The sequence below is a fragment of the Streptomyces sparsogenes subsp. cuspidosporus genome (assembly GCF_039532705.1).
GTDB lineage: Bacteria > Actinomycetota > Actinomycetes > Streptomycetales > Streptomycetaceae > Streptomyces > Streptomyces sparsogenes.
The window spans coordinates 1-25,936 of sequence record NZ_BAAASD010000038.1 but is presented as its reverse complement, the minus strand read 5'-3'; the positions used below and the strand labels follow the sequence as shown (position 1 = coordinate 25,936).

Here is a 25,936-nt window from a genome sequence, read left to right as displayed (position 1 = left end):
CCTGGCTCAAGAGAGGCCGGGATCGCTGGGCCATTGGCACAGTCCTGCCCGTCATCGGCGGGCCGGAGGAGAGCCAATGGCCCCTTGGCGTACAGTCGCCTTCCGCAGAGGTCGGAGACAGCCGGAGGGAGGGCTTCCGCTCATGGCGGCGGCAGTGGACGCGCTGGACGCGAAGATCCTGCGGCTGCTCCTGGAGCAGCCGCGCACCAGCGTGCGCGAGTACGCCCGCGTCCTGGGCGTCGCGCGCGGCACCGTGCAGGCGCGGCTGGACCGGCTGGAGCGCGCGGGGGTGATCACCGGCTACGGGCCGAGCGTGTCCCCCTCCGCCCTCGGCCATCCGGTCCTGGCCTTCGTCCATATCGAGGTGACCCAGGGCTATCTGGACGACGTCGGCGACGCGCTGGCCGGGGTGCCCGAGATCCTCGAGGCGTTCTCGATCACCGGCGCCGGGGATCTGCTGACCCGGGTCGTGGCGCGGGACAACGAGCACCTGGAGGACGTCGTCCAGCGGCTCATCCGGCTGCCCGGGGTGGTCCGCACCCGCACCGAGATGGCGCTGCGCCAGCGGGTGGCCCACCGGGTGCTGCCGCTGGTCGAGTCGGTGGGGCGGGCGGCGGCGGGCGGGCGCGACCGGGCGGGGGCCCGTCGGGAGGGCTGACCGCCCGCTTGGCATGCTGGTGCCCATGACGTCCCGCGCCACGCCCCCGCCCCGCACCCCCGCGGTGCTCTTCGACCTGGACGGCACGCTCGTGGACAGCGAGCCGCACTACTACGAGGCGGGGCGGCTGACCCTGGAGCGGTACGGCGTCACGGGCTTCACCTGGGAGCGGCACCTGCGTTTCCTCGGCATCGGCACCCGCGAGACGCTGGAGATCCTGCGCCGCGAGCACGGTATCGACGCGCCGGTGGACGAGTTGGCCGCCGTCAAGAACTGGCACTACCTGGAGCTGGTCCGCACCTCTGCCAGGGCCTTCCCGGGGATGCGCGCGTTCGCGGAGCGGCTGCGCGCCGCCGGGCACCCCGTCGCCGTGGCGTCCGGGTCCTCCCGCGCCGCGATCGACGCCGTACTGGAGGCGACCGGTCTGGGCCCGCTGCTGACCGTGCGGGTCTCGGCGGAGGAGGTGGGCCGCGGGAAGCCGGAGCCGGATGTCTTCCTGGAGGCCGCGCGCCGACTGGGCGTCGCCCCCGCCGACTGCGTGGTGGTGGAGGACGCGGCACCCGGGGTGGAGGCGGCGCGCCGGGCGGGCATGCGCTGCATCGCGGTCCCCTACGCCCCCGAAGGCGGCGCCCCGGGCGGCGTGCCCGACGGCGAGGCCCCGGGCGGCGGCGCCCCGGGCGGGCGCGACGAGCCGGGGGGCACCGCCCCGTTCGCCTCGGCCGGGCTGCTCTTTGCCGGCGGCCAGCGGGAGTTCGACGCCGAGGCCGCCTACGCCTGGGCGGCATCCGGTAACTGACGCCCCGGCCTCTTCCCTTCCGTCCCTCGATGACATGATGCGCTCGCCCATGAACTCACGAGGAGATGGAGGGCATATGGGAAGATCTGGGGGAACCGCGGTGCGTCGCTGGGGAGCGGCCGTCATCGCTTCCACGGCCGCCCTGTCGGTCGCGCTGCCCACGTCGAGCGCCCAGGCCGCCGGCGGCCCGTCGGGCATCAGCGCCAAGGGCGCGTACCTGTTCGACAGCGGCGCGAACAAGCAGCTGTGGGCCAAGGCGGCCGACACCAAGCGGCCGATGGCGAGCACCACGAAGCTCATGACCGCGGTCGTGGTGCTCGACACGAGGGGGGTGGACCTCGGCAAGAAGGTCGCCGTCAAGCAGTCGTACATCGACTACGTCGCCCGGGTCGGCGGCAGCAAGGCCGACCTGAAGAAGGGGGACAAGCTCACCGTCAAACAGCTGCTGTACGGCCTGATGCTGCCGTCCGGCTGCGACGCGGCCATGGCCCTCGCCGACACGTTCGGCACGGGTGACACCACGGCCAAGCGCACCAAGTCCTTCATCGGGAAGATGAACAAGAAGGCCGCCGCGCTGGGGATGACCAAGACCCACTACGACACCTTCGACGGCATATCGGACGGGGGGCAGAACTACACCACGCCCCGCGACCTGACCAAGCTGGCCCGGCACGCGCTCGGCAACTCCACCCTGGCCACGGTCGTCAAGTCCGTGGACACCATCCAGAAGGCCCCCGCGGCCAACGGCAGGACCAGGACGTACTACTGGAACAACACCAACCGGCTGCTGGGTTCGTACAGCGGCGCGATCGGCGTCAAGACGGGCACCGGCACGGCGCCCGGCAGGTGCCTCGTCTTCGCCGCCAAGCGCGGCGGACGCACGATCGTGGGCGTGATCCTCAACGCCCCGAAGCGGTACCCGGACGCCAAGAAGATGCTGGACTGGGCGTTCAACACCCGCACCACGGTGAAGTGGCGCCAGCTCCCCGAGGGCGCGCAGCAGGACTGATCACCGCCCTGTAGCCCCCGGTGGCCGACGCCCCGCCCGGACGACCTTTTCCGGGCGGGGCGTCGCGCGTGTCCTCGCGCGGGGGGCGCCCCGGTCACGGTCGTGCCCGAGCACGCCGGGAGCGGGCGCTGCGCCCGCTCCCGGCGTGCTCGGCCGGGGAGTGCTCCCCCGGCGCTCGCCGGGGCCGCCGGCCGACTCATTGGCCCGGCGGGAGGCCTGCGGGCTGCTCGACGCCCGGGCGCTGGAGGTCGTCCCGGGCATCGACGCCCGGGACCCGGACGCCGGCTTCGGCCGGTGGGCCTGCGACTGGACGAGCACCACCGGCCCCCTGGGGGTGGGGCTGAGGTTCGACCAGGGCTTCTTCTCCCTTCCGGAGAACAGCCGGTTCACCAGGCTCAGCGGACACGACGCCGTCGTGATGCCGGGGTACGAGGGTGAGGGCACCTGCGCGGTCGAGGTGTTCGCCCACGCGGGCCGGAGCCACGCCGACGGGCCGACCGAGAGGGTGCGCCTGGTCCTCAGCGGGGCACGCGCCGGGGACCGGCCCTGCGAACGGGCCACCGCCCTCGCCGAGTCGGCCGCCGCCGCCCTGCCGGGCGGCTGACCGGCGACCTGATCGTTAAACCCCGGCGATCTCACGGTCATCCGATCTGATGAGCCGCGTCCGCCGTTCCCGCTCCCGTCGCCCAACGGCCCCTAGCGTGCTGGTTGTTCGCGCCCAACCCCCCGCACGCAAAGGAGACACGGCTGATGTCGGTAGACGCGGCCAGCGAAGCGCAGCCGGAACCGCAGGAGCAGCTCAGCCTCGGCACCGCCGCCGCACGCAACCTCGCCACCACCACCAAGTCCGTACCGCAGATGCAGGGGATCACCTCCCGCTGGCTGCTCAAGGTGCTTCCGTGGGTGCAGACCGAGGGCGGGGTGTACCGGGTCAACCGGCGCCTGACGTACACGGTCGGGGACGGACGCATCGAGTTCGTGAAGACCGGCTCGCGGGTCCAGGTCATTCCGCGTGAGCTCGGCGAGCTGGCGGTGCTGCGCGGCTTCGAGGACGTGGGCGTGCTGACGGCGCTCGCCAACCGCTTCGTCCAGCGCGACTTCGAGGCCGGCGAGGTGCTGGTGGAGGAGGGCACGGCCGCCGACCACCTCTATCTGATCGCGCACGGCAAGGTGCAGAAGACCGGCAGCGGCGCGTACGGCGAGCCCACCCGCCTGGGCGTGCTGGGAGACGGCGACCGGTTCGGCGAGCAGTGCCTGCTTCGCGCCGACTCGACGTGGGAGTACACCGCCAAGGCCGTCACCAGCGGCACCTTGCTGGCGCTTCCGCAGCGCGAGTTCACCTCGATCGTGGAGGGCTCGCCCGCCCTCCAGGCGCATGTCGCCGAGTTCGCCGCGCTCCCCCGGCAGCGGCAGAACGAGCGGGGCGAGGCCGAGATCGCGGTGTCCTCCGGCCACGTCGGCGAGGTGGACCTGCCCGGGACCTTCGTCGACTACGAGCTCCATCCGCGCGAGTACGAGCTCAGCGTCGCCCAGACCGTGCTGCGGGTGCACACCCGGGTGGCGGACCTCTACAACAAGCCGATGAACCAGACCGAGCAGCAGTTGCGGCTGACCATCGAGGCCCTGCGCGAGCGGCAGGAACACGAGATGATCAACAACCGCGAGTTCGGGCTGCTGCACAACGCCGAGTACAGCCAGCGGATCCAGACCCACTCCGGCCCGCCGACCCCGGACGACCTCGACGAGCTGCTGAGCCGTCGCCGCGGCTCGCGGTTCTTCTTCGCCCACCCGCGCACCATCGCCGCCATCGGCCGCGAGCTGAACTCCCGCGGCCTCTACCCCGACCACGTCGATCTGAACGGCAACAAGGTGCCCGCCTGGCGCGGGGTGCCCATCCTGCCCTGCAACAAGATCCCCATCACCAAGGAGCGCACCAGCTCCATCATCGTCATGCGCACCGGGGAGGACGACCAGGGCGTCGTCGGGCTGCACCAGACGGGGCTGCCCGACGAGTACGAGCCCGGTCTGTCCGTGCGGTTCATGGGCATCGACGAGAAGGCGCTGATCTCCTACCTCGTCACGGCCTACTACTCCGCGGCCGTCCTGGTGCCGGACGCGCTCGGCGTCCTGGAGAACGTCGAGATCTCCCACGGGCGCGACTGACCGTCCGTCCCCGACACGACGAGAGGTGAGGCGCGGATGTCACAGCCCTTCGAGCTGCCGGACTTCTACGAGCCCTATCCGGCCCGGCTCAATCCCCATCTGGCGGCGGCCCGGGAGCACTCCAAGCGATGGGCCCGCGCGATGGAGATGATCGAGGGGTCGGGCGTGTGGGACGAGTCCGACTTCGACTCCCACGACTACGCCCTGCTCTGCGCCTACACCCACCCGGACGCGCCGGCCGAGGTGCTGGCCACGGTGACCGACTGGTACGTGTGGGTGTTCTTCTTCGACGACCACTTCCTGGAGAGCTTCAAGCGCAGCCAGGACATGGCCGGCGCCAAGGCGTATCTGGACCGGCTGCGGGCCTTCATGCCGGTGCGCCCGGAGGAGGAGGCCGCCGGGGAGCCGGGGAACGCGGTGGAGCGGGGCCTCGCCGACCTGTGGGCCCGTACCACACCGGCCATGTCCCCGGGCTGGCGGCGGCGGTTCGCCGAGGCCACCCGGCATCTGCTCGAAGAGAGCATGTGGGAGCTGTCCAACATCCGCGAGGGCCGGGTGGCCAACCCGCTGGAGTACATCGAGATGCGCCGCAAGGTCGGCGGCGCCCCCTGGTCCGCCGGCCTTGTGGAGTACGCGGCGGGCGCGGAGGTGCCCGAGCCGGTCGCGGCGAGCCGGCCGCTGCTGGTGCTCAGGGACGCGTTCGCCGACGCGGTGCATCTGCGCAACGACCTGTTCTCCTATCAGCGGGAGGTCGAGGACGAGGGGGAGCTGTCCAACGGCGTGCTGGTCTTCGAGCGGTTCCTGGGCTGCGACACCCAGGCGGCCGCCGACGCCGTCAACGACCTGATCACCTCACGGCTGCAGCAGTTCGAGCACACCGTGTTCACCGAGCTGCCGCCGCTGTTCGCGGAGGCCGGCCTGGATCCGCGGTCCTGCGCGGACGTCCTCACCTACGCCAAGGGGCTGCAGGACTGGCAGTCCGGCGGCCATGAGTGGCACCTGCGCTCCAGCCGCTATATGAACGGCGGCGGGGCGGGCACCCCCGGCGGGGCGGGGCTCCCGGGCGGGCCGACGGGCCTGGGCACCTCGGCGGCCCGCGTGGTCACCTCGCTGGCGGCCACCTTGCCGTTCCGGCTCAGGAGCCATGCGCACCCGCCCCGCCGGGCGGTCGGACCGGTGCGGCTCCCGGATCTCCACATGCCCTACCCGGCCCTGCTCAGCCCCCATCTGGACCGCTCCCGGGAGAACGTCGTGGGATGGGCGCGGCGGATGGGGATGCTGGACGTTCCGCCCGGGCTCCCCGGCTTCGGCATCTGGGACGAGCACAAGCTGCGGGCCTTCGACTTCGCGCTGTGCTCGGCCGGCATCCACCCGGACGCCACCCTGGAGGAGCTGGACCTGACCACCGGCTGGCTCACCTGGGGCACCTACGCGGACGACTACTACCCGGCCGTCTTCGGGCGCACCTTCGACCTGGCCGGCGCCAAGGCGAGCAACGCCCGGCTGGCGGCCTTCATGCCGGTGGAGTCCACCGCCACGCCCGTCCCGCTGAACGCGCTGGAGCGGGGCCTGGCCGACCTGTGGTCGCGTACGGCGGGGCCGATGGAGGTGAGCGCGCGCCGCGCCTTCCGCCGCACCATCGAGGACATGACGGACAGCTGGATCTGGGAGCTCGCGAACGAGATGGAGCACCGCGTCCCGGACCCGGTCGACTACATCGAGATGCGCCGCAAGACCTTCGGGGCGGACCTGACCATGAGCCTGTCCCGGCTGTCCCACTGGCCCGAGATGCCGCCCGAGGTGCTCGGGGCCCGTCCGGTGCAGGCCATGGAGCACGCGGCCGGGGACTACGCGGGGCTGCTCAACGACCTCCACTCCTTCCGGAAGGAGGTCGAGTTCGAGGGCGAGATCCACAACTGTGTGCTGGTGGTCCAGGACTTCTTCGGCTGCGGTGTTCCCGAGGCCCTGCACATCGTCGGCGACCTGGCCAACTCCCGGATGCGCGAGTTCGAGCGGATCGTCTCCACCGAGCTGCCGGCGATGGCCGAGGACCTGGCGCTGGACGCCACGGTCCGCGCCACGCTCGACGGTTACACGCGCGAACTGCAGAACTGGATGGCCGGGGTCCTGGTCTGGCACCGGCAGTGCCGCCGCTACACGGAGTCCGAGCTGCGGCGTCCGGTGGGCCTGCCGCCGCGGACCTCGTACGGCCCCACGGGTCTCGGCACCGCGGCCGCCCGCCTCGCCGCGCCCGCGACCGGGATGCCCGCCGTCTGAGGGGCGCGGACGGCGCGGATCGACCCCGACGGGCAGGAAAATGGCGTGCCGGGGCCGATCCGGGATACGCATGTGCCATGAGACCTATCAGTGACCTCGACCGACGGCTGTTCGCGCGGGTCGCGGCCGGCCGGCTGCGCGGCGCCCACCCCCTGCTGCCCCGGCTCACCCGCGCGGCCAACCACGGCAAGCTGTGGTTCGGCACCGCCGGGGTGCTGGCCGGGGTCGGCGGCCGGACCGCCCGGCGCGCCGCGGTGCGCGGGGTCGGGGCGCTGGCCGCCGCGTCGCTGGCGTCCAACCTCGTGGTCAAGTGGACCGTGGAGCGCCGCCGTCCGGTCATCGACGGCGTGCCGCTGATCCGCCGGCTGGCGAAGCAGCCCTGGACCAGCTCCTTCCCCTCCGGGCACTCGGCCTCCGCGGCCGCCTTCGCCACCGGCGTCGCCCTGGAGTCCCCCGGGTACGGGATCCTCGTCGCCCCGCTCGCCGCCGCGGTGGCCTTCTCCCGGGTGTACGTGGGGGTGCACTACCCCAGCGACGTCCTCGCCGGGATCGCCGTGGGCGTCGGCGCGGCCGCGCTGACCTGCCGCTGGTGGCCCCCGCGGCCCACCGTCCCGGCGCGGGCGCGGCCGCGGGTCTCGGCCCCGGCGCTGCCCGAGGGCGAGGGCCTGGTGGTGGTCGTCAACCGCCGGTCGGGCGTCGCCACCCCGGGGGCCACGCTGACCCCCGCCGAGCAGCTGCGGGTGCTGCTGCCCGCCGCCGAGATCCTGGAGTGCGGGCCGGAGAACGACCTCGGGGCGCTGCTGGACCGGGCCGCCAGGCGCGCCGCCGAGCGGGCCGGGGCGCTGGGGATCTGCGGCGGGGACGGCAGCGTCAACGCGGCGGCCGCGCTGGCCGCCGAGCGCGGGCTGCCGCTGGCCGTCTTCCCCGGCGGCACCTTCGACCACTTCGCCCTGGACGCGGGGGTGCCCGCCCTCGAGGACACGGTGCACGCGGTGACCCGGGGCGACGCCGTGGCCGTGGACCTGGCCCGGGTGACCCCGCTGCCGGGCGACCGGCCGGCCGGACACTTCGTCAACACCTTCAGCCTGGGGATGTACCCCGAGCTGGTGCGGGTCCGCGAGAGCCTGGAGGGCCGGCTCGGCAAGTGGCCGGCCACCGCGGTGGCGCTCGCGCGGGTGCTGCGCACCGCGACGCCCATGGAGATCGAGGTGAACGGCCACCGGCGGCGGCTGTGGGTGCTGTTCGTCGGCAACGGCCGCTACTCCCCCGAGGGGTTCGGCCCGGCGTACCGCGAGCGGCTGGACGACGGGCTGCTGGACGTCCGGGCCGTGGACGGGGACCAACCCCTGGCCCGCACCCGGCTGCTGGCCGCCGCCCTCACCGGAACGCTGGGGCGCTCCCGGGTGGTGACGGCGCGGCGGATGCGGCGGCTGACCCTGTCGGGCCTGCACGACGTGGACGTCCGCGCCTACGACGGCGAGGTCGCGCCCTCCCCCGCCCAGGCGCTGGTGATCGACAAGCTGCCCGGGGCGGTGACCGTCTACCGCCCGGCCCAGCCGCTGAACGAGCTGGCGCAGCGCGCCCGTACGGCCACCGCCACGGCGCGCTTCCGGAGGGCCGTACTGCGCCGGTAGTACGCGCAATGGGGGCTCAGGGACGACGACGCGGCGGTCGGAACCCGTCATCGTGGAGGACATGGACGACGACCGACCGGCCCAGGGGGCCCTGACGTGACCTCCCTGGCTCTCTCCGTGCTGCTGGCCCTGGCCTCGGCGGTCTGCTACGCCGCCGGAGCCATCCTCCAGGAGCACGTCGCGGCGACGACGCCGCCCCGCCCGTACGCCGCGCTGCGCCGGGGCCGCTGGTGGACGGCGGTGGTGCTCAACGGGACCGGCGCGGTCCTCCATGTGCTGGCGCTGGCGTACGGGCCGCTGAGCGTGGTGCAGCCGCTGGGCGCGCTGACCATCGTTTTCGCGCTCCCGATGGCCGCGGTGTTCGTGCGGCGCCCGGTGGGCGCGGCCGGCTGGCGGGGGGCGGTGCTGGCCACGGCGGGGCTCGCCGGGCTGCTCTCGCTGAGCGGTTCGTCGGGGTCAAGGGCGCTGGCGGACCAGGAGCGGGTCACGGTGGCCGTGGTCACGGTGAGCGCGATCGCGGTGCTGGCGGTGGCCGCGCGCTGCTCGCGCCGCCCCGGAGTGCGCAGCGTGCTGCTGGCCGCGGCGGCGGGGGCCGCCTTCGGCGTCTCCTCGGTGTTCACCAAGAACGTGACCGTGGAGCTGGAGTGGGACGCGTGGGCCTCGGGGCTGCCCAGCCTGGCCGTGATCGGCCTGCTGGCCGGGGCCGGGGTGCTGCTGTCCCAGGCGTCGTACCGGGGTGCCGGGCTGGCCTCGCCGCTGGCGACGGCCACCGTGGTCAACCCGGTGGTGGCGACGGCCGTGGGCGTCACCGCGCTGGGTGAGCACTTCCGCCACGGCGCGCCCGGCGCCCTGTTGGCCGTGGTCGCGGCGCTGGTCGCCGGCACGGGTCTGGTCATGCTGACCGTGCACGGCGTGGAGGCGTCGGCGAAGGCGGCGAGCCCGGCGGACGCGGACAGGACGAACGCGGGCGACGCGGTGGAGCAGGTGGGCGAGGCGGCGGGTCCGGGCGGCGGGCGGCCGGACGACACGGACGGGACGGACAGGACAGACGAGACGGACCGGAGGGGTGGACCGGGCGGCGGGGCGGCGGAGCCGGACGGGGGTGCGGGCGGCGCCGGCGCGGACGTCGGTCGCCCGCCCCGGCTGGTCCCCCGCATCCCCCGCCCGGCCCGAGGGGCCGACGACCGCCTGCCGCGCGGCCGCCGCTCATCCCGGCGGCGCCCCTCACCCGACCAGCGGCGGTCGGTCCGTGGCGAGCCGGTCCTCCAGGACCGGACCTAGGGAGGGCTAGGCCCGGGTGCGGAGCAGGTGCACCAGGCCCGACAGGTCCTCGTGGCCGTGGCCGTCCGCGACGCGGCGGGCCATGAGCGGCCCGAGCGGGGCGAGGAGTTCGGGGCTGACGCCCTGCTCCTCCGCGGCCTCCAGTAGGTGGTGGTAGGCGGCCGCCTGCATGGCGAGGTTGGAGACCACGCCCTGGGCGTGGTCACCGCTGTCGATCTGCGCGGCGAAGCCGGCCACGGCGCCCGACATGCTGTTCAGCCAGCGCTGGAGCATCGGCGCGAAGTCGGCCGCCTTGATGCCCTCGCTGCCGGTGAGCGCGAAGGCGTGCAGGATGCCGGAGAACATGCCGTACATCCCGCTGAGCAGGGCGATGTCCTGCAGGGGGGCCAGCGCGGCGTCCTCGCCCAGGTAGTGGCTCTGCGCCAGGGCGTCGAGCGCCGCCCGGTGGGTCTCGAAGACGCTCCGCGATCCGCTGTAGAGCACGAAGGCGGCGGGGGTGGCGATCATCGGGGGGACGGCCATGATGCCGCCGTCGAGGTAGTCGGCGCCGCGCTCCGCCGCCCATGCGGCCATCTCGCGGGCCTGGCGCGGGGTTCCGCTGGTCAGGTTGGCCACGGCCGTGCCGGACAGCGCCCCGGCCACCGGGTCGAGGGTCTGCCGCACGGAGTCGTAGTCCAGCAGGCACACCACCACCAGCGGGCTCGCCGCGACGGCCTCGGCGACCGTCTCCGCGCGCAGCGCGCCCTCGGCGACGAGCGCTTCGGCCTTGGCGGCCGTGCGGTTCCAGACGGTGGTGCGGTGTCCCGCCTTCAGCAGGGCGCGGGCCAGTGCCGTGCCCATGTCGCCCAGGCCGAGGACGGTCACGGGGGTGTTGCTCATGTTCGGGTGCTCCCGTTGCTCAGGTGATGCTCGGTCGTATCGGTCTCGGCGCGCCTGCCTTGAGCCTTGCCGCTCGCTGTACGGTGGGCAAGTACGGACTTGAAAGTGCGTACTTACCTTGAGGTCAGTGGGGATGGGGTCATGAGGAAGCGGCCATATGTCTGTGGCCTGGACGCGGCTGTGGATGTCATTGGCGGCAAGTGGAAGGTGCTGATCATTTGGGCGCTCGATTACCAGCGGTGCCGGTTCGGTGAATTGAAGCGACTGGTCCCGGGGGTGAGCGAAAAGGTGCTCACCCAGCAGCTGAGGGAGTTGGAGGCGGACGGGATCGTCCACCGGGAGATCTATGACCAGGTGCCGCCCAAGGTGGAGTACTCGCTCACCGAGCTGGGCGAGGATCTCAATGCTGCGCTCAAGCCGCTGGGCGCCTGGGGAAGGAATCGGCTGGCCGCTCTGGGCGAGCTCTCCCTGCACGAACGTCAGCAATTGACGGGCAGCTGAGACAGCGGGTTCCGGGGTCGTGCCCCGGAAGCCGCCGCCCCCGCGGTGGACCGCTTTCCAGGTGCCGTCCAGGTAGTAATGGATGTCCACGTCGGTGTTGTTCACCTTCGTGATCCAGGCGCGTTACGCATGCCAGTTGCCGGGTGAGGAAATCCCGACGGTGGTGCTCGACACGTCCGACGACATGCGGAAGGTATTGAACCAGTTGTTGGAGTTTCACCACAGCCCCAAGGGCCCCATACCGCCTCAAGGGTCTGTGTTAAGCGGAGGTTAGCTCTGGGCCCCGGGGCTGTACTCCGCACACCTCGCGCGTCGAAGCTGCCACCCGCGGCGGCGTCCCCCCGGGGCGGGCCGCCACTCACCCGCATGCTCGAGGAGGCCCCTGTGTCCGTCAGCAGTTCCCCCGCGCCCACGGCGCGCACACCGTGGCGAGCCGTGATCGGCGGATCGATCGGCAACCTGGTCGAATGGTTCGACTGGTTCGTCTACGCCAGCTTCGCCACGTACTTCGCCGCGTCCTTCTTCCCCAAGGGCGACCCGACCGCGCAGCTGCTGAACACCGCCGGCATCTTCGCCGTCGGCTTCTTCATGCGCCCGGTCGGCGGCTGGCTGCTGGGCCGCTACGCCGACCGGCGCGGCCGCAAGGCCGCCCTCACCCTCACCGTGACCCTGATGTCGACCAGCGCGCTGCTCATCGCCATCGCGCCCACCTACGACCAGGTCGGCTACTTCGGCGCGGCGGTGCTGCTGGTGGCCCGGCTGCTGCAGGGCCTGTCGGTCGGCGGCGAGTACGCGGCGAGCGCGACATATCTGACGGAGGCCTCCCAGCCCGGCCGCCGCGGCTTCGTGTCCAGCTTCCAGTACGTGTCCATGACCGCCGGCCAGCTGATCGGCCTGGGCCTGCAGATCGTGCTCCAGCACACCATGTCCGACGACGCGCTGCACTCCTACGGCTGGCGCATCCCGTTCATCGTCGGGGCCGTGGCCGCGGCCGTGGTCTTCTGGCTGCGGCGCAACCTGCTGGAGACCGAGGTGTACGCCGAGGCCGACTCGGACACGGCGGGCGAGCGCGGGACCCTCGGCGAGCTGCTGCGCCACCGCAAGGAGGCCGCCCTCGTCATCGCGCTGACCATGGGCGGCACGGTCGCCTACTACACGTACACCACCTATCTCACCAAGTACCTGTCCAACACGGCGGGGCTGAGCAAGTCCGACGCCTCACTGGTCAGCTTCTGCGCCCTGTTCGTGTTCATGCTGCTCCAGCCGCTGGCCGGGGCGCTGTCGGACCGGATCGGGCGCCGCCCGCTGCTGATCACCTTCGGCGTCGGCTCGATGCTGGCCACCGTGCCCATCATGACCGCGCTGTCGCACGCCGACACCTTCCTCGGCGCGCTGCTGCTCTCGCTCGCCGCGCTGGTCGTCGTCACCGGCTACACCTCCATCAACGCCGTGGTGAAGGCCGAGCTGTTCCCCACGCATGTGCGGGCGCTCGGTGTCGCCCTGCCCTACGCGCTGGCGAACGCCCTGTTCGGCGGCACCGCCGAATACGTGGCGCTGTGGTTCAAGAACGCGGGCGCGGAGTCCGGGTTCTACTGGTATGTCTCGGGCTGCGCGGCCGTGTCGCTGGTGGTCTACCTGACCATGCGGGAGACCCGGGACACCTCCCTCACCCAGGCCCGCTCCGAGGAGCCCGCCGCGCCCGCGGAGGCGACCCGGACCGCCGTCTGACCACCGGCTGACCGCCGGCTCCGCGCGGCCGGACCGGCGCCGAGATGTGCCGGACCGGACGCGGGCCGAGGATGGACACCAGAGGTGTGCCATGAACCCCTTCTCCGCCACGGGGCCGGCCCGCCGTTCGGCGGCCGCCGTCCTCGCGCGCCTGGAACCGTCCCTCCTCGCCGTCACGGCGGCCGCTCTGACGGCCGGCGGTGTGGCCTGGGCCGTCGGTGCCGGCGGGCTCGCGGACCTGTGCTGGGGGCTGGGGACCGTGGCGGCCTTCGTCCCCGCGGTGGGGTGGGTCGTGGCCGCGCTGCGTCGCGGGCACGCGGGCGTGGACCTGCTCGCGGTCCTGGCCCTCGGCGGCACCCTGGCCGTGCGCGAGTACCTGGCCGGCGCGCTGATCGCCCTGATGCTGGCCACCGGCCGCACCCTCGAGGCCGCGGCGAGGCGGCGTGCCTCCCACGATGTGCGGGCCCTGGTGGAACGCGCGCCGCGCACGGCCCGGCGCGTCACCGACGCCGGGGCGCGCTCGGTGCCGCTCGCCGAGGTGGCGGTCGGCGACCTGCTGGTGGTGGGCCCGGGAGAAGTGGTCCCGGTCGACGGCCGCCTGGAGAGCGCCACGGCCGTGTTCGACGAGTCGGTGCTCACCGGGGAGGCCGTTCAGGTCGAGCGGGCGAAGGGCGAGGCCGTACGCAGCGGGGTGATCAACGCCGGCGGCGCCTTCGACCTGAGGGCCACCGCCACGGAGCGGGACAGCGCCTATGCCGAGATCGTAAGGCTGGCTCGGCAGGCCGGCGCGGAATCCGCGCCCGTGGTGCGCCTGGCCGACCGGTACGCGGCCTGGTTCCTGCCCCTGTCCCTCGCGGTGGCCGGGGTGGCCTGGCTGCTCAGCGGATCCGCGGTACGGGCGGTGGCGGTCCTGGTGGTCGCCACCCCGTGTCCGCTGCTGCTGGCCGCGCCGGTCGCGATCGTCTCCGGGCTGTCCCGTGCCTCACGCCTGGGTGTGGTGGTCCGCGGTGGCGGGGCTCTGGAGAACCTCAGCCGAGCCCGCACCCTGCTGCTGGACAAGACGGGCACCCTTACCGGCGGCCGCCCCCGGGTGCTCGACGTCGCCGCGGCACCGGGGTGGAAGCCGGCGCAGGTGCTGCGCCTGGCGGCCGCACTCGACCAGTACTCCCCGCATGTGCTGGCCCACGCCATCGTCGACGCCGCCCGGGAACGCGGACTGGGACCGCCCGTGGCGTCGAACGTCACCGAGGATCCCGGCCGGGGCGCCTCGGGCACCGTGGACGGGCACCGGGCGTCCATCGGCCGGATCGACACCGCGGGGGCCGCGCCGTCCTGGGCCGCGGGGGTGGACAACCGCGCCCTGCTCGACGGTGCGGCCGTCGCCTGGCTGACCGTCGACGGTCAGGTGGCCGGCGCCGTGCTGCTGCGCGATCCCATCCGCTCCGACGCGCCGAGGACCCTGCGCCACCTGCGGGCGGCGGGCGTCGAGCGGATCATGATGCTCACCGGTGACCGCGCCGAGCCCGCCCACGAGGTCGCCGCCGTGCTCGGCCTCGACGGCGTACGGGCCGAGCTCAGCCCCGCGGACAAGGTCGCCGCGGTCCGCGCCGAACGCGACCGCGCCGTCACCGTCATGGTCGGCGACGGCGTCAACGACGCCCCCGCGCTCGCCGCGGCGGACGTCGGGGTGGCCATGGGCGCCCGCGGTTCCACCGCCTCCTCCGAGGCCGCCGACATCGTGCTGACCACCGACCGCGTGGACCGTCTCGCCGATGCCGTCACCATAGCCGGACGGGCGCGGCGCATCGCCGTACAGAGCGCGTTGGGCGGGATGCTGATGTCGCTCGCCGCCATGGCCGCGGCCGCCGTCGGCCTGCTGCCGCCCGCCGCCGGCGCCCTGCTCCAGGAGGGCATCGACGTCGCGGTCATCCTCAACGCCCTGCGGGCTCTGCGCGTAGACCAGGCTGCCCGGCCGGCTCTCGCGCCGGCCGCCGAAGCCCTCATCCACCGCTTCGCCGCCGAACACGACGATCTCCAGGACGTCCTCGAGGCGGTGCGCGCCGCGGCCGACCGCCTCTCCGACAGCTCCGGCCCCCAGGCCCTGGCGGCCGTCGAGGAGACGCACCGGCTCCTGACCGAACGGCTCCTGCCGCACGAGTACGCCGAGGAGCACCAGCTCTACCCCGCGCTCGCTCCCACGCTCGGCGGCCCCGAGGCCACCGCCACCATGAGCCGCGCCCATACCGAGATCGAGCGTCTTTCCCGGCGCGTCGCCACACACCTGCGCCTGGCCCACGCCCGCGGCGGCCTCGACGCCGATCAACTCGACGATCTGCGCTCGTGTCTCTATGGGTTGCACACCGTCCTGCGGCTGCACTTCTCGCAGGAAGAGGAGAGCTACTTCTCCCTGGCCCCGTGACAGCGCCCCGTGACAGCGAGAGGGTGCCGGGCGGCAGCCGCGCCGGAGGCGGTCCGGCCGGCCGGCGCGAAGCCTCGGCCGGCCGGACCGCCTCGCGTATGTGCGAGCCCCTCGCGGGTTCCGCCGGGGCGGTCAGCCCAGCTTGTTGAGCGCCTGCCGGAAGGCCGCCTCGTGCTTGGCCTCGTCGGCGGCGGTGTCCCGGAAGTAGCGGCCCGCACGGACGCAGCGCCGCCCTTTCGACGGCCCACCCGGGTGAATACCGACCGTCACCGGCTGCCTCCTCCCCGCGCCCTTCGAGCGCGCCCCCCCCAGGGGTGCCCGCCCGGGACCGCCTCCGTCCCTGGACTTCAGGCCGGGGAGCAGGTCAACCTACGCCCATGCGTATTCTCCTGGTCGAAGACGACGACCGGCTGGCGGCGGCGCTGACCGCCACCCTCGACCGGCTGGGGCACCAGGTCGCCCGCGCCGGGCGCGGGGACGACGCCCTGCGGCTCAAGGACGGCAACGACTTCGTCCTGCTCGACCTGGGCCTGCCCGACATGGACGGCCTGGAGGCGCTGCGCCGGCTGCGCCGCGCCTCCGCCGTCCCGGTCATCGTGCTCACCGCCAGGTCGGAGGAGCGGGATGTGCTGCGCGGCCTGCGCGGCGGCGCCGACGACTACCTCGTCAAGCCGTTCCGCACGGCCGAGCTGGTGGCCCGCATGGAGGCCGTCGTACGGCGGGGCACCCGCCCGCTGCCCGCGTCCGGCCCGGTGGTGGCCGTGGGCGGCGTCCGCATCGACCTGGCCGCCCGGCAGCTGGAGGTGGACGGCCGGCCGGTCGCCCTCACCCGCCGGGAGTTCGACGTGCTGGCTCTGCTGGCCCGCGAGCCCGGGGTGGTCCGCAGCCGGGAGGAGATCCTGGACGCGGTGTGGGGGGACCTGCTGCTGTCGGCCTCCCGCTCGCTGGACGTGCACATCGCCGGGATCCGCTCCAAGAGCGGCTGCCCGTGGCTGGTGGAGACGCTGCGCGGCACCGGATACCGCCTGGGAAGCGGCGGATGCAGCTGAGGATCCTGAGCGTCTACACCGTGCTCATCGCCTGCCTGGTGACCGCGCTCGCCGTGCCCTTCTCCCTCGCGTACTCCTCGCACCGCACCGGCCGGCTGCTGCTGGAGCGGCGCGCGGACGCCACCCGCTTCGCCGAACTGGCCGACCAGGCGATCCGCGACGGGGACACCTCCGGGCTGGTCCAGGAGGTGTCCCGCTACCACCGGCTGTACGGCACCGCGGTGGAGATCCGCGACCGGGACGGCAAGCGGGTGGCGGGCGGCGGGGCCTGGGCCGAGGACCCCGCCGAGCGCGCGCTGTCCGGCCGCACCACCGCCGGCCTGCCCCTGGTCACCCCTTTCGGCCCCGCCTCGGCCCGGGTCGCGGAGCCGGTGGGCCGGGACGCGCAGGTCTTCGGCGTGGTGGTGATGAAGGTGTCCACGGCGGCGGCCCGGCGCGATGTCGCGCTGGTCTGGGCCGCCATCGCGGCCGGCTCGGTGGTCGCCGTGCTCTGCGCCCTGATCGCCGCCCGCAGGCTGGCGCGGTGGATCCTGCGCCCGGTGACCGAACTGGACCTCACCACCCGCGCCATCGCCGAGGGCAGGATGGACGCCCGGGTGCGCGACGGCGGCCGCGGCCCGGCCGAGCTGCGGCTCCTGGAACGCCGCTTCAACACGATGGCCGACGCCGTCTCGGCCGCCCTGGAGCGGCAGCGCGCCTTCGTCGCGGACGCCTCCCACGAGCTGCGCACCCCGCTGACCGTGCTGTCCCTGCGGCTGGAGAACCTGGAGCCGCACCTGACAGAGGAGGGCTCCGAGGAGTTCGCCGAGGCCCTGGCCGAGGTGGACCGGCTCGGACGGCTCACCGAGGACCTGCTGGAACTCGCCCGGGTCGAGGCAGGCACGGCGGCGCCCGAACCGATCACCCTGGCGGCGCTGCGGGAGCGGCTGGCCATCTGGCACGACGTCTACGCGGCACGCGAGCTGACCCTGGCCGTGGAGCTGGACGAGCCGGGCCCGGCCACCGCCCCGCTGCCCGCCGCGGCCGCCCGGATCGCCGACATCGCCCTGGACAACGCGGCGAAGTTCGTGCCCCCGGGCGGCACGGTCACGGTCCGTCTGGAGGGACGCGTGCTGCGGATCGCCGACGACGGCCCCGGGCTCGCGGCCGAGCAGCTCGACGCGGCCCTGGGCCGCTTCTGGCGCTCCCCCGGCCACGGCAACGTCCCCGGCAGCGGGCTCGGCCTGGCCATCGCCTCGGAGCTGGCCCGCGCCGCCGACTGCGAACTGGCCCTGCGGCCCGCCACGCCGCACGGCCTCGTCGTCGAGGTGCGGCTGCCGGACGGCTGGACCGGCTAACGGCTCGACCGGTCGGCTAGCCGTAGACCTCGCGGTAGTACGCCGCCGCCCCCGGGTGCAGCGGCACCGTGCCGGTGTTGATGGCGTACCGCTCGTCGAGCCGGCTGCCGGGGGCGTCCGGGACCGGGAGGCGGCCGCGGGCCTCGAAGAGGACGCCGGTCACGGCGCGGGCCGTGTCGTCGGCGAGGCCGGTGCGGCAGACCAGATAGCTGGGGGTGGCGACGGTCGCGACCGGGGCGCGCAGGCCGTACACCCCGGCGGGGATCGAGACGCTCTCGTAGACGGGGCCGTGCTCGCGGCGCAGCGCGGGCGCCAGGCCGCCGAGCGGGACGAGACGGACGGGGCGGCGGCGGGCCAGCCGTGCGATGGCCCGGGTCGGCGCGCCGCCGGACCAGAAGAACGCGGCCACCTCCCGCCCGGTCAGCGCCGCGATGGACTCGTCGAGGCCCAGCCGTACGGAGTGGATGCGGCGTACGCCCGCGGCGGCGAGCACCCGGCCGGCGGTCACCGAGGTGCCGGACTCGGCCGCGCCGAGGGACACCGTGCGCCCGGCGAGCCGGCCCGGCTCCTCGATCGGCGAGTCGGCGGGCACGACGAGATGGAGGTAGTTGAGGTAGAGCCGGGCGAGCGCGGCGACGGGCGCGGGGCCGGGGAAGATGCCGCGTCCCGCGGTGGCGTCGGCCGCGCTGTCGGCGAGGGCCAGGGCCAGGTCGGCCCGGCCGTCGCCCAGCATGCGCAGGTTCTCCACGCTCGCCGCGGTGGTGAGCACGCGCACCGTGAGCCGGTCGTGGGCCCGGTGCACCTCGTCGGCCAGCCGGCTGCCGAAGATCGCGTACGGTCCGCCCCGAGGGCCGGTGGCCAGCCGGACCCGGCCGGTGGGGCCGTCGCCGGCGCATCCCTGGAGGGGGCCCGCCGCGAGGGCGCAGCCCGCCGTGAGGGTCAGCAGACGGCGGCGTGGAAGGGCGGGCACCCGGTCATGCTAACGACGCCGGGGCGGACGGGAACGGGCAGGCCGGGGCGGTGGCGGGCAGGAAGGGGCAGGCCGAGGCGGCCGGACAGACGCACCCAGGCCGGAGAGGCTCGGACCAGGGCCGGGCAGGCCGGGGCGGCTCAGACCAGGGAGGTGAGCTGGGCCCACACCACCCGGCCGCCGTTCAGCCCGGGGCGGTCCCCCCAGGCCGCGGCCATGGCCCGGACCAGCGCGAGCCCCCGCCCGCCCTCGTCCTCCGCGCTCGCCTGGCGCGGGGCCGGTCCGGCGGATCCGCCGCCCTGGTCGGCCACCTCGACGTACAGCGTCCGGCGCGCCTCCGCCCGCAGGACGCAGAGGATCTGCTCGCTGCCGGTGTGGACGAGGGCGTTGGTGAACAGCTCGGACATCACCAGCTCCGCCGCGTCGCAGACGTCCTCGCAGAATCCCCAGACCGGCACCCGGGAGCGGACCCGGCGGCGGGCGGCGGCCACCGACGCGCCCAGCGCGGGCAGCTGGAACCTCTCCTGGCGGACCCCGGCGTCGAATCCGCCGGGGAGCAGCGGGCGGGCCATCGTCATGCGTTGAGGCAGTGCCACGGCCGTTCGCCTTCCGTCTACCGGTGGGGGGTTCGAATGCCGCAAGTCGGCGACGCGCCAGCCCCTTTGGGACCGGTCACCCTCTCACTATCGATGCTGTACACGTCAGTTGGCAAGCGGCGTTCTGCAAAATGCAGAATAGCCAGAGCACTCTGTTCGGGTTCATCCCGAGCGTGGCACACTGAGGCCCACAAGACCGTCCGAGGAGGTAAGGCGTGGGTGAAGCGCGGTCTGCCCCGACCGTCGGGCAGATGGTCCTCGGCATGCGCCTGCGGGACCTTCGCGAGAAAGCCGGCGTCGGCTACGACGAGGCCGCCAGAGCGCTGCACGTCAACCAGACGACGGTACGCAGGATGGAGAAGGCCGAGGTCGGCCTCAAACTCCCCTACGTCGAGAAGCTGTTGCAGACCTACGGGGTCGACCAGGAGGAGATCGAGACCTTCCTCTCCCTGGCCGAGGACGCCAACAGACCCGGCTGGTGGCATCGCTTCCGCGATGTCCTGCCGGACTGGTTCAGCCTCTATGTGAGCCTCGAGGGTGCGGCCAGCCGCATCCGCGCGTACGAGCCCCACTTCATCCCCGGACTGCTGCAGACCGAAGACTACGCACGGGCGCTGCTGAGCATCGGATTCCCACAGGCCGACCCCGAGGAACTCGACCGGCGGGTCGCCCTGCGGATGGAGCGTCAGGAACTGCTCAACCGACCCGACGGACCTCATCTGTGGGTCGTGATGGACGAGCCGGTGTTCCGCCTGCCCATCGGCGGACCGGACGTCATGCGCGCGCAGATCGACCGCCTCATCGAGGCCATCCAGATGCCGAACGTCACCTTGCAGGTGGTGCCGTTCGCCGCCGGACCGCACCCGGGCATGGGCGGACCGTTCCAGCTCTTCCGGTTCCAGATCCCGGAACTGCCGGACATCGTCTATGTCGAGGGACTGACCGGGGCCGGCTATCTCGACGAACGCGCGGACGTGGCCGCCTACTTGGAGGCCCTCGACCGAATGGGCACCCAGGCCACACCGGCGCGGCGCACGGAGGCCTTCCTCCGTGAGATTCGCAAGGAGCTCTGACCGTGGATCAGGTGGATCACATTTACAACGGCATGCCGGCCAAGCACCTCGGTGCCGAAGGCTGGCGCAAGCCCTGGAGCGGCCCGAACGGCGGCGCCTGCGTCGAGGTCATGAAGCTGAGCGACGGCCGCGTGGCGCTGCGCCAGTCGACCGACCCCGACGGCCCCGCGCTGATCTACACCCCCCTCGAGATCGAGAAGTTCATCCAGGGCGCCAAGGCCGGTGCCGCGGACTTCCTCCTCACCCGTACAGAACCGAACCTGACCACCTCGGCGGGTACCGCAGCAGAACGGAGGGCCGCATGAGCGAGCGCCACCTCGCCCCCGGCCGGATCGACACCACCAAGCCGCACCCGGCCCGGATGTACGACTACTACCTGGGCGGCAAGGACCACTACGAGGTGGACGCGGAGGCCGCCGCCAAGGTGATGGCCGTCCATCCGACTGTGAGGCTCAACGCCCACGTCAACCGGGGCTTCATCCACCGGGCGACCCGCTGGCTGGCGGGCGAGGCGGGGATCAGGCAGTTCCTCGACATCGGCACCGGCATCCCCACCGAGCCCAACCTCCACCAGGTCGCCCAGAGCGTCGCCCCCGACGCCCGCGTCGTCTACACCGACAACGACCCCATCGTGCTGGCCTACGCCCAGGCCCTGCTGAACGGCACCCCCGAGGGGCGCACCGCCTACGTCGAGGCCGATGTGCGCGAGCCGCGGAAGATCATGACGGCTCCGGAGCTGTTGGAGACGCTCGACCTCGACCGGCCGGTGGCCCTGTCGGTCAACGCGCTCTTCCACTTCATCCCGGAGGAGGCGAAGCCGTACGAGATCGTCCGCGAGCTGATGGACCCCCTCCCCTCGGGCAGCTATCTGATGCTCTCGCACTCCACCCACGACTTCTCGGCGGACACCTGGCGGAAGGTCATCGCGGTCTACAAGGAGAACGGGATCCCCTTCATCACCCGCTCCAAGGACGAGGTCGCGGGCTTCTTCGAGGGCATGGAACTCGTCGACCCGGGCGTCTCGGAGCCGCACCACTGGAAGCCGGACGCCGATGAGCGTCCCGGGGACATTCGCAGCGCGGACATATCGATGTGGGCGGGGGTCGCACGCAAGCCATGAACACGATGAACATCGACACCACCAAGCCGCACTCGGCACGGATGTACGACTACTACCTCGGCGGCAAGGACCACTACCAGGTCGACGAGGAGGCCGCCGCCCATGTCATCGCGGTCTTCCCGGGCATCAAGACCTGTGCCAGGGAGAACCGTTCCTTCATGCACCGGGCGACCCGCTGGCTGGCGGGCGAGGCGGGCATCCGGCAGTTCCTCGACATCGGCACCGGCATCCCCACCGAGCCCAACCTCCACCAGGTCGCCCAGAGCGTCGCCCCCGACGCCCGGGTGGTATACACCGACAACGACCCCATCGTGCTCGCGTACGCCCAGGCCCTGCTGAACGGCACCCCCGAGGGGCGCACCGCCTACATCCAGGCGGATGTGCGCCAGCCCGAGCGCATTCTGGACGCCCCCGAGCTGCACGAGACGCTCGACATGAGCAAGCCGGTGGCACTCTCCCTCAACGCGCTGTTCCACTTCATCCCGGACGGCGACAAGCCGTACGAACTCGTCCGGCAGCTGGTCGAGCCCCTGCCCTCGGGCAGCTATCTGATCCTGACCCACTGCACCCCGGACTTCGCCCCCGAGACGTGGGAGAAGGTCATCGACATCTACGCCAAGGGCGGCATCCCCGCCCAGGTGCGCAGCAGGAGCGAGGTCGAGGCGTTCTTCGAGGGCCTGGAGCTCATCGAGCCGGGGGTGCAGGAACCGCATCTGTGGCGGCCCGACGGCGAGCCCCCCGCGCTCGACAGCGCGGACGTGTCGTTCTGGGTGGGGGTGGCCCGCAAGCCCTGAGGCGTCTCACGGATCCGGGCTTCACGGCTTCACGCTTCACGGCTTCAGGCTTCAGGGGCTTCAGGGCTTCTTCGGGCTTCAGGTCTTCACGGGTGTCGCGTGGCGTCGCCGACCGTGAAGCCCACCACCGCGCCGCCGCCCGGCCGCCGCTCGGCGAACACCGTCCCGCCGTGGGCGGCGGCCACCTCCCGGACGATGGCCAGCCCGAGCCCGGAGCCCGGCAGGCTGCGGGCCCCGGGCGCGCGGTAGAAGCGGTCGAAGACCCGCTGCCGGTCCTCCTCCGCCACCCCGGGACCGCGGTCGAGGACCGCCACCCGGCCGCGGCGGACGACCACCTCGATGGGCGCGGTGCCCTCCTCGTCGAACTTGGCCGCGTTCTCCACCAGATTGGTGATGGCGCGCTGGAGGGCCCCCGCGCGGCCCTCCACGACGGTGTCGTCCGCGGTCACGGTGATCTCCCGGCCGGTGCGGCGGCGGGCCAGGCCGGCCGCCCGGTGCGCCACCTCGCCGAGCGGCGTGGCCACGCTCGGCTCGTCGTCGCGCTGCCCGGCCGCCAGGCTGACCAGCTCGTTCACCAGGTCGGTCAGCTCCCGGGTCTCCCCCGTGAGATCGGCGAGCAGCTCCTCGCGGGCCGCCGGCGGCAGCTCCTCGAAGCGGCGCAGCAGCGCGATATTGGTCCGCAGCGAGGTGAGCGGGGTGCGCAGTTCGTGTCCGGCGTCCTGGACCAGCCGCCGCTGGTCGTCCTTGGAGCGGGCGAGCTGTCCGAGCATGCCGTCGAAGGCCCGCCCCAGCCGGCCCACCTCGTCCTCCCCGGTGACCGGCACCGCCACGTCCATCCGTCCGGTGGCCGTCACGCTCTCGGCGATCCCGGTCAGCCGCACCAGCCGCCGGGTGATCCGCCCGGCCAGCCACCAGCCCACCACCCCGGCCGCGGCGATGGCCGCGCCGACGAACAGCGCCGTGCGCTTCTGGAGCTCCCGCAGCAGGTCCTCGCTGTCGCTGAACTGCTGGGCCACCTGCACCGCGCCCCGGCCGGCGCCGAGCGAGACGGTGGCCATCCGGAACTGGTCGTCCCCGATCTCGACGTCCCGCCGCGCCACCAGGCCCGCCGTACGGGACGCCGCCATCCGGCGCTCGGCGTCGCCCACCGGCAGGACGGGGCTGCCCCGGTCGGCGACGGTGCCCGTGGGGCGGATGATCTGGATGTCGGTGCCGGTGGGGCGGCGGAGGTCGTCGCGCGGGCCGTCGTGGTCGGGGTCGTCCTGGACGTAGACCTCGTAGCCGAGCGGCTGTTGCCGGACCTGGTTCCGCAGATCGTGGACCACCCCGCCGAAGACGCTCTGCTGGTCGGCCCGCACCAGCCTGGCCGCCGCGCCGTAGCTGAGGAAGCCGACCAGGAGCGTGACGGCGGCGGCCACCGCCGCGAAGGAGATCGCGAAGGTGACGCGCAGGCTGGACCGGGGGCGGCGCGGGCGCGGGAGCCGCACGTCACGCCTCCCTGAGGGTGTAGCCGACGCCCCGTACGGTGTGGATGAGCGGGACCAGGCCGGGCTGGTCCACCTTGCGGCGCAGATAGCCGATGTAGACGGCGAGGTTCTTGGACCCGGGGCCGAAGTCGTAACCCCATATGCGGTCGTAGATCGTGGCGTGGTCCAGCACGATGCCGCTGTTGCGCGCCAGCAGCTCCAGCAGGTCGAACTCGGTGCGGGTGAGCTCCAGCTCCGTCCCGGCCCGCCACACGCGCCGGGCGGAGGGGTCCAGGCGCAGGTCGGCCACCTGGGTGGTGCCGTCGGGACCGGGCTCCTCCTGCGCCGGCCCGGGGGCCGGGGCGGCGCGGCGCAGCAGGGCGCGCAGCCGTGCGAAGACCTCGTCCACCTCGAAGGGCTTGGCCACGTAGTCGTCGGCGCCCGCGTCGAGACCCTCGATCCGGTCGGCGGTCTCCACCCGGGCGGTCAGCATGAGGATCGGGGTGCGGTCGCCCTCCGCGCGCAGCACGCGGCACACCTGCAGCCCGTCCAGGCCCGGCATCATCACATCCAGCACGATCACGTCCGGCCGCTCGCGGTGGACGGCGGCCAGCGCCTCGATGCCGTCGGGGACGGCGGTGACCCGGTAGCCCTCCAGCGACAGGGCCCGCTCCAGCGCGTGGCGGATGGCCCGGTCGTCCTCGGCGAGCAGCACGGTGTTGTACGTCGTCACACCCCGAGTCTGCCAAGCCGGACGGGCGACGGGCGTCGCAGGGCCCCCCGTGGCCTGGCTTCTTACCCGGCTCTCACCTTGTTCACGCAGCCGGTTTACCGTGGCCGGTCAGGGTATGCGCAACGATCCGGGGGACCGCGGTCGCCACGCGGCGAGGCCGCGGACCGATCGCCGCCGGCTGCCGCCGGGTGGTCGCCCCGGTGTTGTCACCGGCCGGAAAGACACCACATGAAGATCGCATTCCTGCTCCACAACGTCTACGCGATCGGCGGAACCATCAGGACCACGCTGAACCTGGCGGCGGCCCTGGCCGAGCGGCACGATGTGGAGATCGCCTCGATGCAGCGGCACCGGGAGACGCCGCGCTTCACCGTGGACCCCCGGGTGCGGCTCGTCCCGCTGGTCGACACGCGTCCGAGCGGCCTCGACGCGCTCGACCCGCGGCTCGGCGAGCCCGCCCGGGTCTTTCCCTCCGCCGAGAAGCGGTACCGCCAGTACAGCCGGCTGCACGACGAGCGGGTCGAGGAGTACCTGCGCGGCTGCGACGCCGACGTGATCATCGGCACCCGTCCCGGCGCCAATGTCTACATAGCCGAGTTCGCCCCGCGCGGGGCGCTGCGCATCGCCCAGGAGCACCTGCGGCACGACGCGCACAGCAAGGCGCTGCGGGCCGAGCTCGCCCGCCACTACCGCGCGCTCGACGCCGTGGTGACCACGACGGAGGCGGACGCGGCGGTCTACCGGGCGAAGATGCCGCTGGCGGGCGTACGGACCCTCGCGATACCCAACAGCGTGCCGGCGCCCTCGGTCAGCCCCTCCGACGGCACCGCGCCGGTCATCGCCGCGGCCGGCCGGCTGGTCCGCGGCAAGCGCTTCGACCTGCTGATCGAGGCGTTCTCGGCGGTGGCCGCCAAGCGCCCCGAGTGGCGGCTGCGGATCTACGGCGGGGGCGCCGAGCAGGAGCGGCTGCAGGACCTCATCGACCGGCTCGGCCTGTCGGAGAGCGCCCGCCTGATGGGGCCGCATCCGTCGATCGAGGCGGAGTTCGCCAAGGCGTCGCTGGTCGCGGTGGCCTCGGACGCCGAGTCCTTCGGCATGACGATCGTCGAGGCGATGCGCTGCGGGGTCCCCGTGGTGAGCACCGACTGCCCGCTCGGGCCCGCGGAGATCATCGAGGAGGGGGTCACCGGCCGGCTGGTGCCCACCGGGGACAAGGACGCCCTCGCCGCCGCGCTCCTGGACCTCGTCGAGGACGCGCCCGCCCGCCGGGCGATGGGCGCGGCCGCCCTGGAGGCCGCGCGGGCCTACGACCCGGAGCCGATCGCCCTGCGCTACGAGCGCCTCTTCGAGGACCTGGCGGCCAGCCGCCTCCCCCGCGCCTGGCAGCGCGGCCGCGCCGCGGCCCGCCGCCGCGGGGGGCGGGTGGCGCGCCGGTGGCTCGCCGCGGCCCGCC

24 protein-coding genes are annotated in these 25,936 nt (G+C 73.5%); 18 read left to right on the top strand and 6 right to left on the bottom strand.

Features of this window, described 5'->3' with window-relative positions; translation table 11 throughout:
- Positions 1-142 precede the first annotated feature (142 nt).
- The 8 genes from ABFY07_RS32410 to ABFY07_RS32375 all read left to right on the top strand — a co-directional run bounded on the left by ABFY07_RS32410 (position 143) and on the right by ABFY07_RS32375 (position 9,818).
- Entirely contained in the window at positions 143-658 is a 516-nt protein-coding gene (locus ABFY07_RS32410) for an Lrp/AsnC family transcriptional regulator (RefSeq protein ID WP_346177916.1), read from the top strand.
- A 25-nt stretch (positions 659-683) separates the two neighbouring features.
- A complete protein-coding gene (locus tag ABFY07_RS32405; protein ID WP_346177915.1) occupies positions 684-1,454 on the top strand; it encodes an HAD family hydrolase in 771 nt (256 codons plus the stop codon).
- A gap of 76 nt (positions 1,455-1,530) precedes the next feature.
- On the top strand, positions 1,531-2,463 hold the full coding sequence (locus ABFY07_RS32400) for a D-alanyl-D-alanine carboxypeptidase family protein (RefSeq protein WP_065966506.1): 933 nt from the start codon (positions 1,531-1,533) through the stop codon (positions 2,461-2,463).
- Positions 2,464-2,608: 145 nt separating this feature from the next.
- Entirely contained in the window at positions 2,609-3,067 is a 459-nt protein-coding gene (locus ABFY07_RS32395) for a hypothetical protein (protein WP_346177914.1), read from the top strand.
- A 146-nt stretch (positions 3,068-3,213) separates the two neighbouring features.
- Positions 3,214-4,626, top strand: coding sequence for a family 2B encapsulin nanocompartment shell protein (locus ABFY07_RS32390; protein ID WP_346177913.1), 1,413 nt, complete (start codon positions 3,214-3,216; stop codon positions 4,624-4,626).
- A gap of 36 nt (positions 4,627-4,662) precedes the next feature.
- Positions 4,663-6,903 (top strand): family 2 encapsulin nanocompartment cargo protein terpene cyclase, encoded by a 2,241-nt coding sequence (locus ABFY07_RS32385; RefSeq protein WP_346177912.1) that lies wholly within the window; start codon positions 4,663-4,665, stop codon positions 6,901-6,903.
- Positions 6,904-6,980: 77 nt separating this feature from the next.
- The gene (locus ABFY07_RS32380; RefSeq protein WP_346177911.1) at positions 6,981-8,537 is read left to right on the top strand and encodes a bifunctional phosphatase PAP2/diacylglycerol kinase family protein; all 1,557 of its coding nucleotides are present in this window, start codon (positions 6,981-6,983) and stop codon (positions 8,535-8,537) included.
- A 96-nt stretch (positions 8,538-8,633) separates the two neighbouring features.
- Complete coding sequence (locus tag ABFY07_RS32375) at positions 8,634-9,818, top strand: DMT family transporter (protein ID WP_346177910.1); 1,185 nt, start codon at positions 8,634-8,636, stop codon at positions 9,816-9,818.
- Positions 9,819-9,824: 6 nt separating this feature from the next.
- Here the strand turns inward: ABFY07_RS32375 and ABFY07_RS32370 are convergent, their stop codons facing one another.
- On the bottom strand, positions 9,825-10,832 hold the full coding sequence (locus ABFY07_RS32370) for an NAD(P)-dependent oxidoreductase (protein ID WP_346177964.1): 1,008 nt from the start codon (positions 10,830-10,832) through the stop codon (positions 9,825-9,827).
- A 6-nt stretch (positions 10,833-10,838) separates the two neighbouring features.
- On the opposite strand from ABFY07_RS32370, the gene ABFY07_RS32365 reads away from it, so the two are divergent.
- The 3 genes from ABFY07_RS32365 to ABFY07_RS32355 all read left to right on the top strand — a co-directional run bounded on the left by ABFY07_RS32365 (position 10,839) and on the right by ABFY07_RS32355 (position 15,345).
- Positions 10,839-11,198 (top strand): winged helix-turn-helix transcriptional regulator, encoded by a 360-nt coding sequence (locus tag ABFY07_RS32365; RefSeq protein ID WP_346177909.1) that lies wholly within the window; start codon positions 10,839-10,841, stop codon positions 11,196-11,198.
- 366 nt (positions 11,199-11,564) lie between these two features.
- Positions 11,565-12,926 (top strand): MFS transporter, encoded by a 1,362-nt coding sequence (locus ABFY07_RS32360; RefSeq protein ID WP_428837050.1) that lies wholly within the window; start codon positions 11,565-11,567, stop codon positions 12,924-12,926.
- A gap of 91 nt (positions 12,927-13,017) precedes the next feature.
- Positions 13,018-15,345 carry a heavy metal translocating P-type ATPase gene (locus tag ABFY07_RS32355; protein ID WP_346177907.1) on the top strand — a complete coding sequence of 776 codons (2,328 nt, stop codon included), beginning with the start codon at positions 13,018-13,020 and terminating at the stop codon, positions 15,343-15,345.
- 132 nt (positions 15,346-15,477) lie between these two features.
- On the opposite strand, the gene ABFY07_RS32350 is transcribed toward ABFY07_RS32355, so the two are convergent.
- Positions 15,478-15,615 carry a hypothetical protein gene (locus ABFY07_RS32350; RefSeq protein ID WP_346177906.1) on the bottom strand — a complete coding sequence of 46 codons (138 nt, stop codon included), beginning with the start codon at positions 15,613-15,615 and terminating at the stop codon, positions 15,478-15,480.
- A gap of 107 nt (positions 15,616-15,722) precedes the next feature.
- On the opposite strand from ABFY07_RS32350, the gene ABFY07_RS32345 reads away from it, so the two are divergent.
- The gene (locus ABFY07_RS32345) at positions 15,723-16,394 is read left to right on the top strand and encodes a response regulator transcription factor (protein WP_346177905.1); all 672 of its coding nucleotides are present in this window, start codon (positions 15,723-15,725) and stop codon (positions 16,392-16,394) included.
- Positions 16,385-17,731 (top strand): sensor histidine kinase, encoded by a 1,347-nt coding sequence (locus ABFY07_RS32340; RefSeq protein WP_346177904.1) that lies wholly within the window; start codon positions 16,385-16,387, stop codon positions 17,729-17,731. The genes ABFY07_RS32345 and ABFY07_RS32340 overlap by 10 nt, the downstream gene beginning before the upstream one ends.
- Before the next feature lie 16 nt (positions 17,732-17,747).
- On the opposite strand, the gene ABFY07_RS32335 is transcribed toward ABFY07_RS32340, so the two are convergent.
- Positions 17,748-18,701 carry a TAXI family TRAP transporter solute-binding subunit gene (locus ABFY07_RS32335; RefSeq protein ID WP_346177903.1) on the bottom strand — a complete coding sequence of 318 codons (954 nt, stop codon included), beginning with the start codon at positions 18,699-18,701 and terminating at the stop codon, positions 17,748-17,750.
- Between the two features lie 140 nt (positions 18,702-18,841).
- Positions 18,842-19,297, bottom strand: a complete 456-nt coding sequence (locus ABFY07_RS32330) for an ATP-binding protein (RefSeq protein WP_346177902.1) — start codon at positions 19,295-19,297, stop codon at positions 18,842-18,844.
- A 215-nt stretch (positions 19,298-19,512) separates the two neighbouring features.
- Between ABFY07_RS32330 and ABFY07_RS32325 the strand changes: the two genes are divergently transcribed.
- From ABFY07_RS32325 to ABFY07_RS32310, 4 genes are read left to right on the top strand one after another with little or no spacing between them, the layout of a single operon-like run.
- Complete coding sequence (locus ABFY07_RS32325) at positions 19,513-20,370, top strand: helix-turn-helix domain-containing protein (RefSeq protein ID WP_346177901.1); 858 nt, start codon at positions 19,513-19,515, stop codon at positions 20,368-20,370.
- A 32-nt stretch (positions 20,371-20,402) separates the two neighbouring features.
- Positions 20,403-20,675 carry a DUF397 domain-containing protein gene (locus ABFY07_RS32320; protein ID WP_065966686.1) on the top strand — a complete coding sequence of 91 codons (273 nt, stop codon included), beginning with the start codon at positions 20,403-20,405 and terminating at the stop codon, positions 20,673-20,675.
- Entirely contained in the window at positions 20,672-21,490 is an 819-nt protein-coding gene (locus ABFY07_RS32315) for an SAM-dependent methyltransferase (RefSeq protein ID WP_346177900.1), read from the top strand. Before ABFY07_RS32320 ends, ABFY07_RS32315 begins: the two co-directional genes overlap by 4 nt.
- Positions 21,487-22,284 (top strand): SAM-dependent methyltransferase, encoded by a 798-nt coding sequence (locus ABFY07_RS32310; RefSeq protein WP_346177899.1) that lies wholly within the window; start codon positions 21,487-21,489, stop codon positions 22,282-22,284. Before ABFY07_RS32315 ends, ABFY07_RS32310 begins: the two co-directional genes overlap by 4 nt.
- A gap of 86 nt (positions 22,285-22,370) precedes the next feature.
- On the opposite strand, the gene ABFY07_RS32305 is transcribed toward ABFY07_RS32310, so the two are convergent.
- Both ABFY07_RS32305 and ABFY07_RS32300 read right to left on the bottom strand, forming a co-directional pair.
- The gene (locus ABFY07_RS32305; protein ID WP_346177898.1) at positions 22,371-23,771 is read right to left on the bottom strand and encodes a HAMP domain-containing sensor histidine kinase; all 1,401 of its coding nucleotides are present in this window, start codon (positions 23,769-23,771) and stop codon (positions 22,371-22,373) included.
- Position 23,772: 1 nt separating this feature from the next.
- A complete protein-coding gene (locus ABFY07_RS32300) occupies positions 23,773-24,483 on the bottom strand; it encodes a response regulator transcription factor (protein ID WP_346177897.1) in 711 nt (236 codons plus the stop codon).
- 228 nt (positions 24,484-24,711) lie between these two features.
- Here ABFY07_RS32300 and ABFY07_RS32295 point away from each other — a divergent pair.
- A partial coding sequence (locus tag ABFY07_RS32295; RefSeq protein WP_346177896.1) for a glycosyltransferase family 4 protein occupies positions 24,712-25,936 on the top strand: 1,225 nt, incomplete at its 3' end.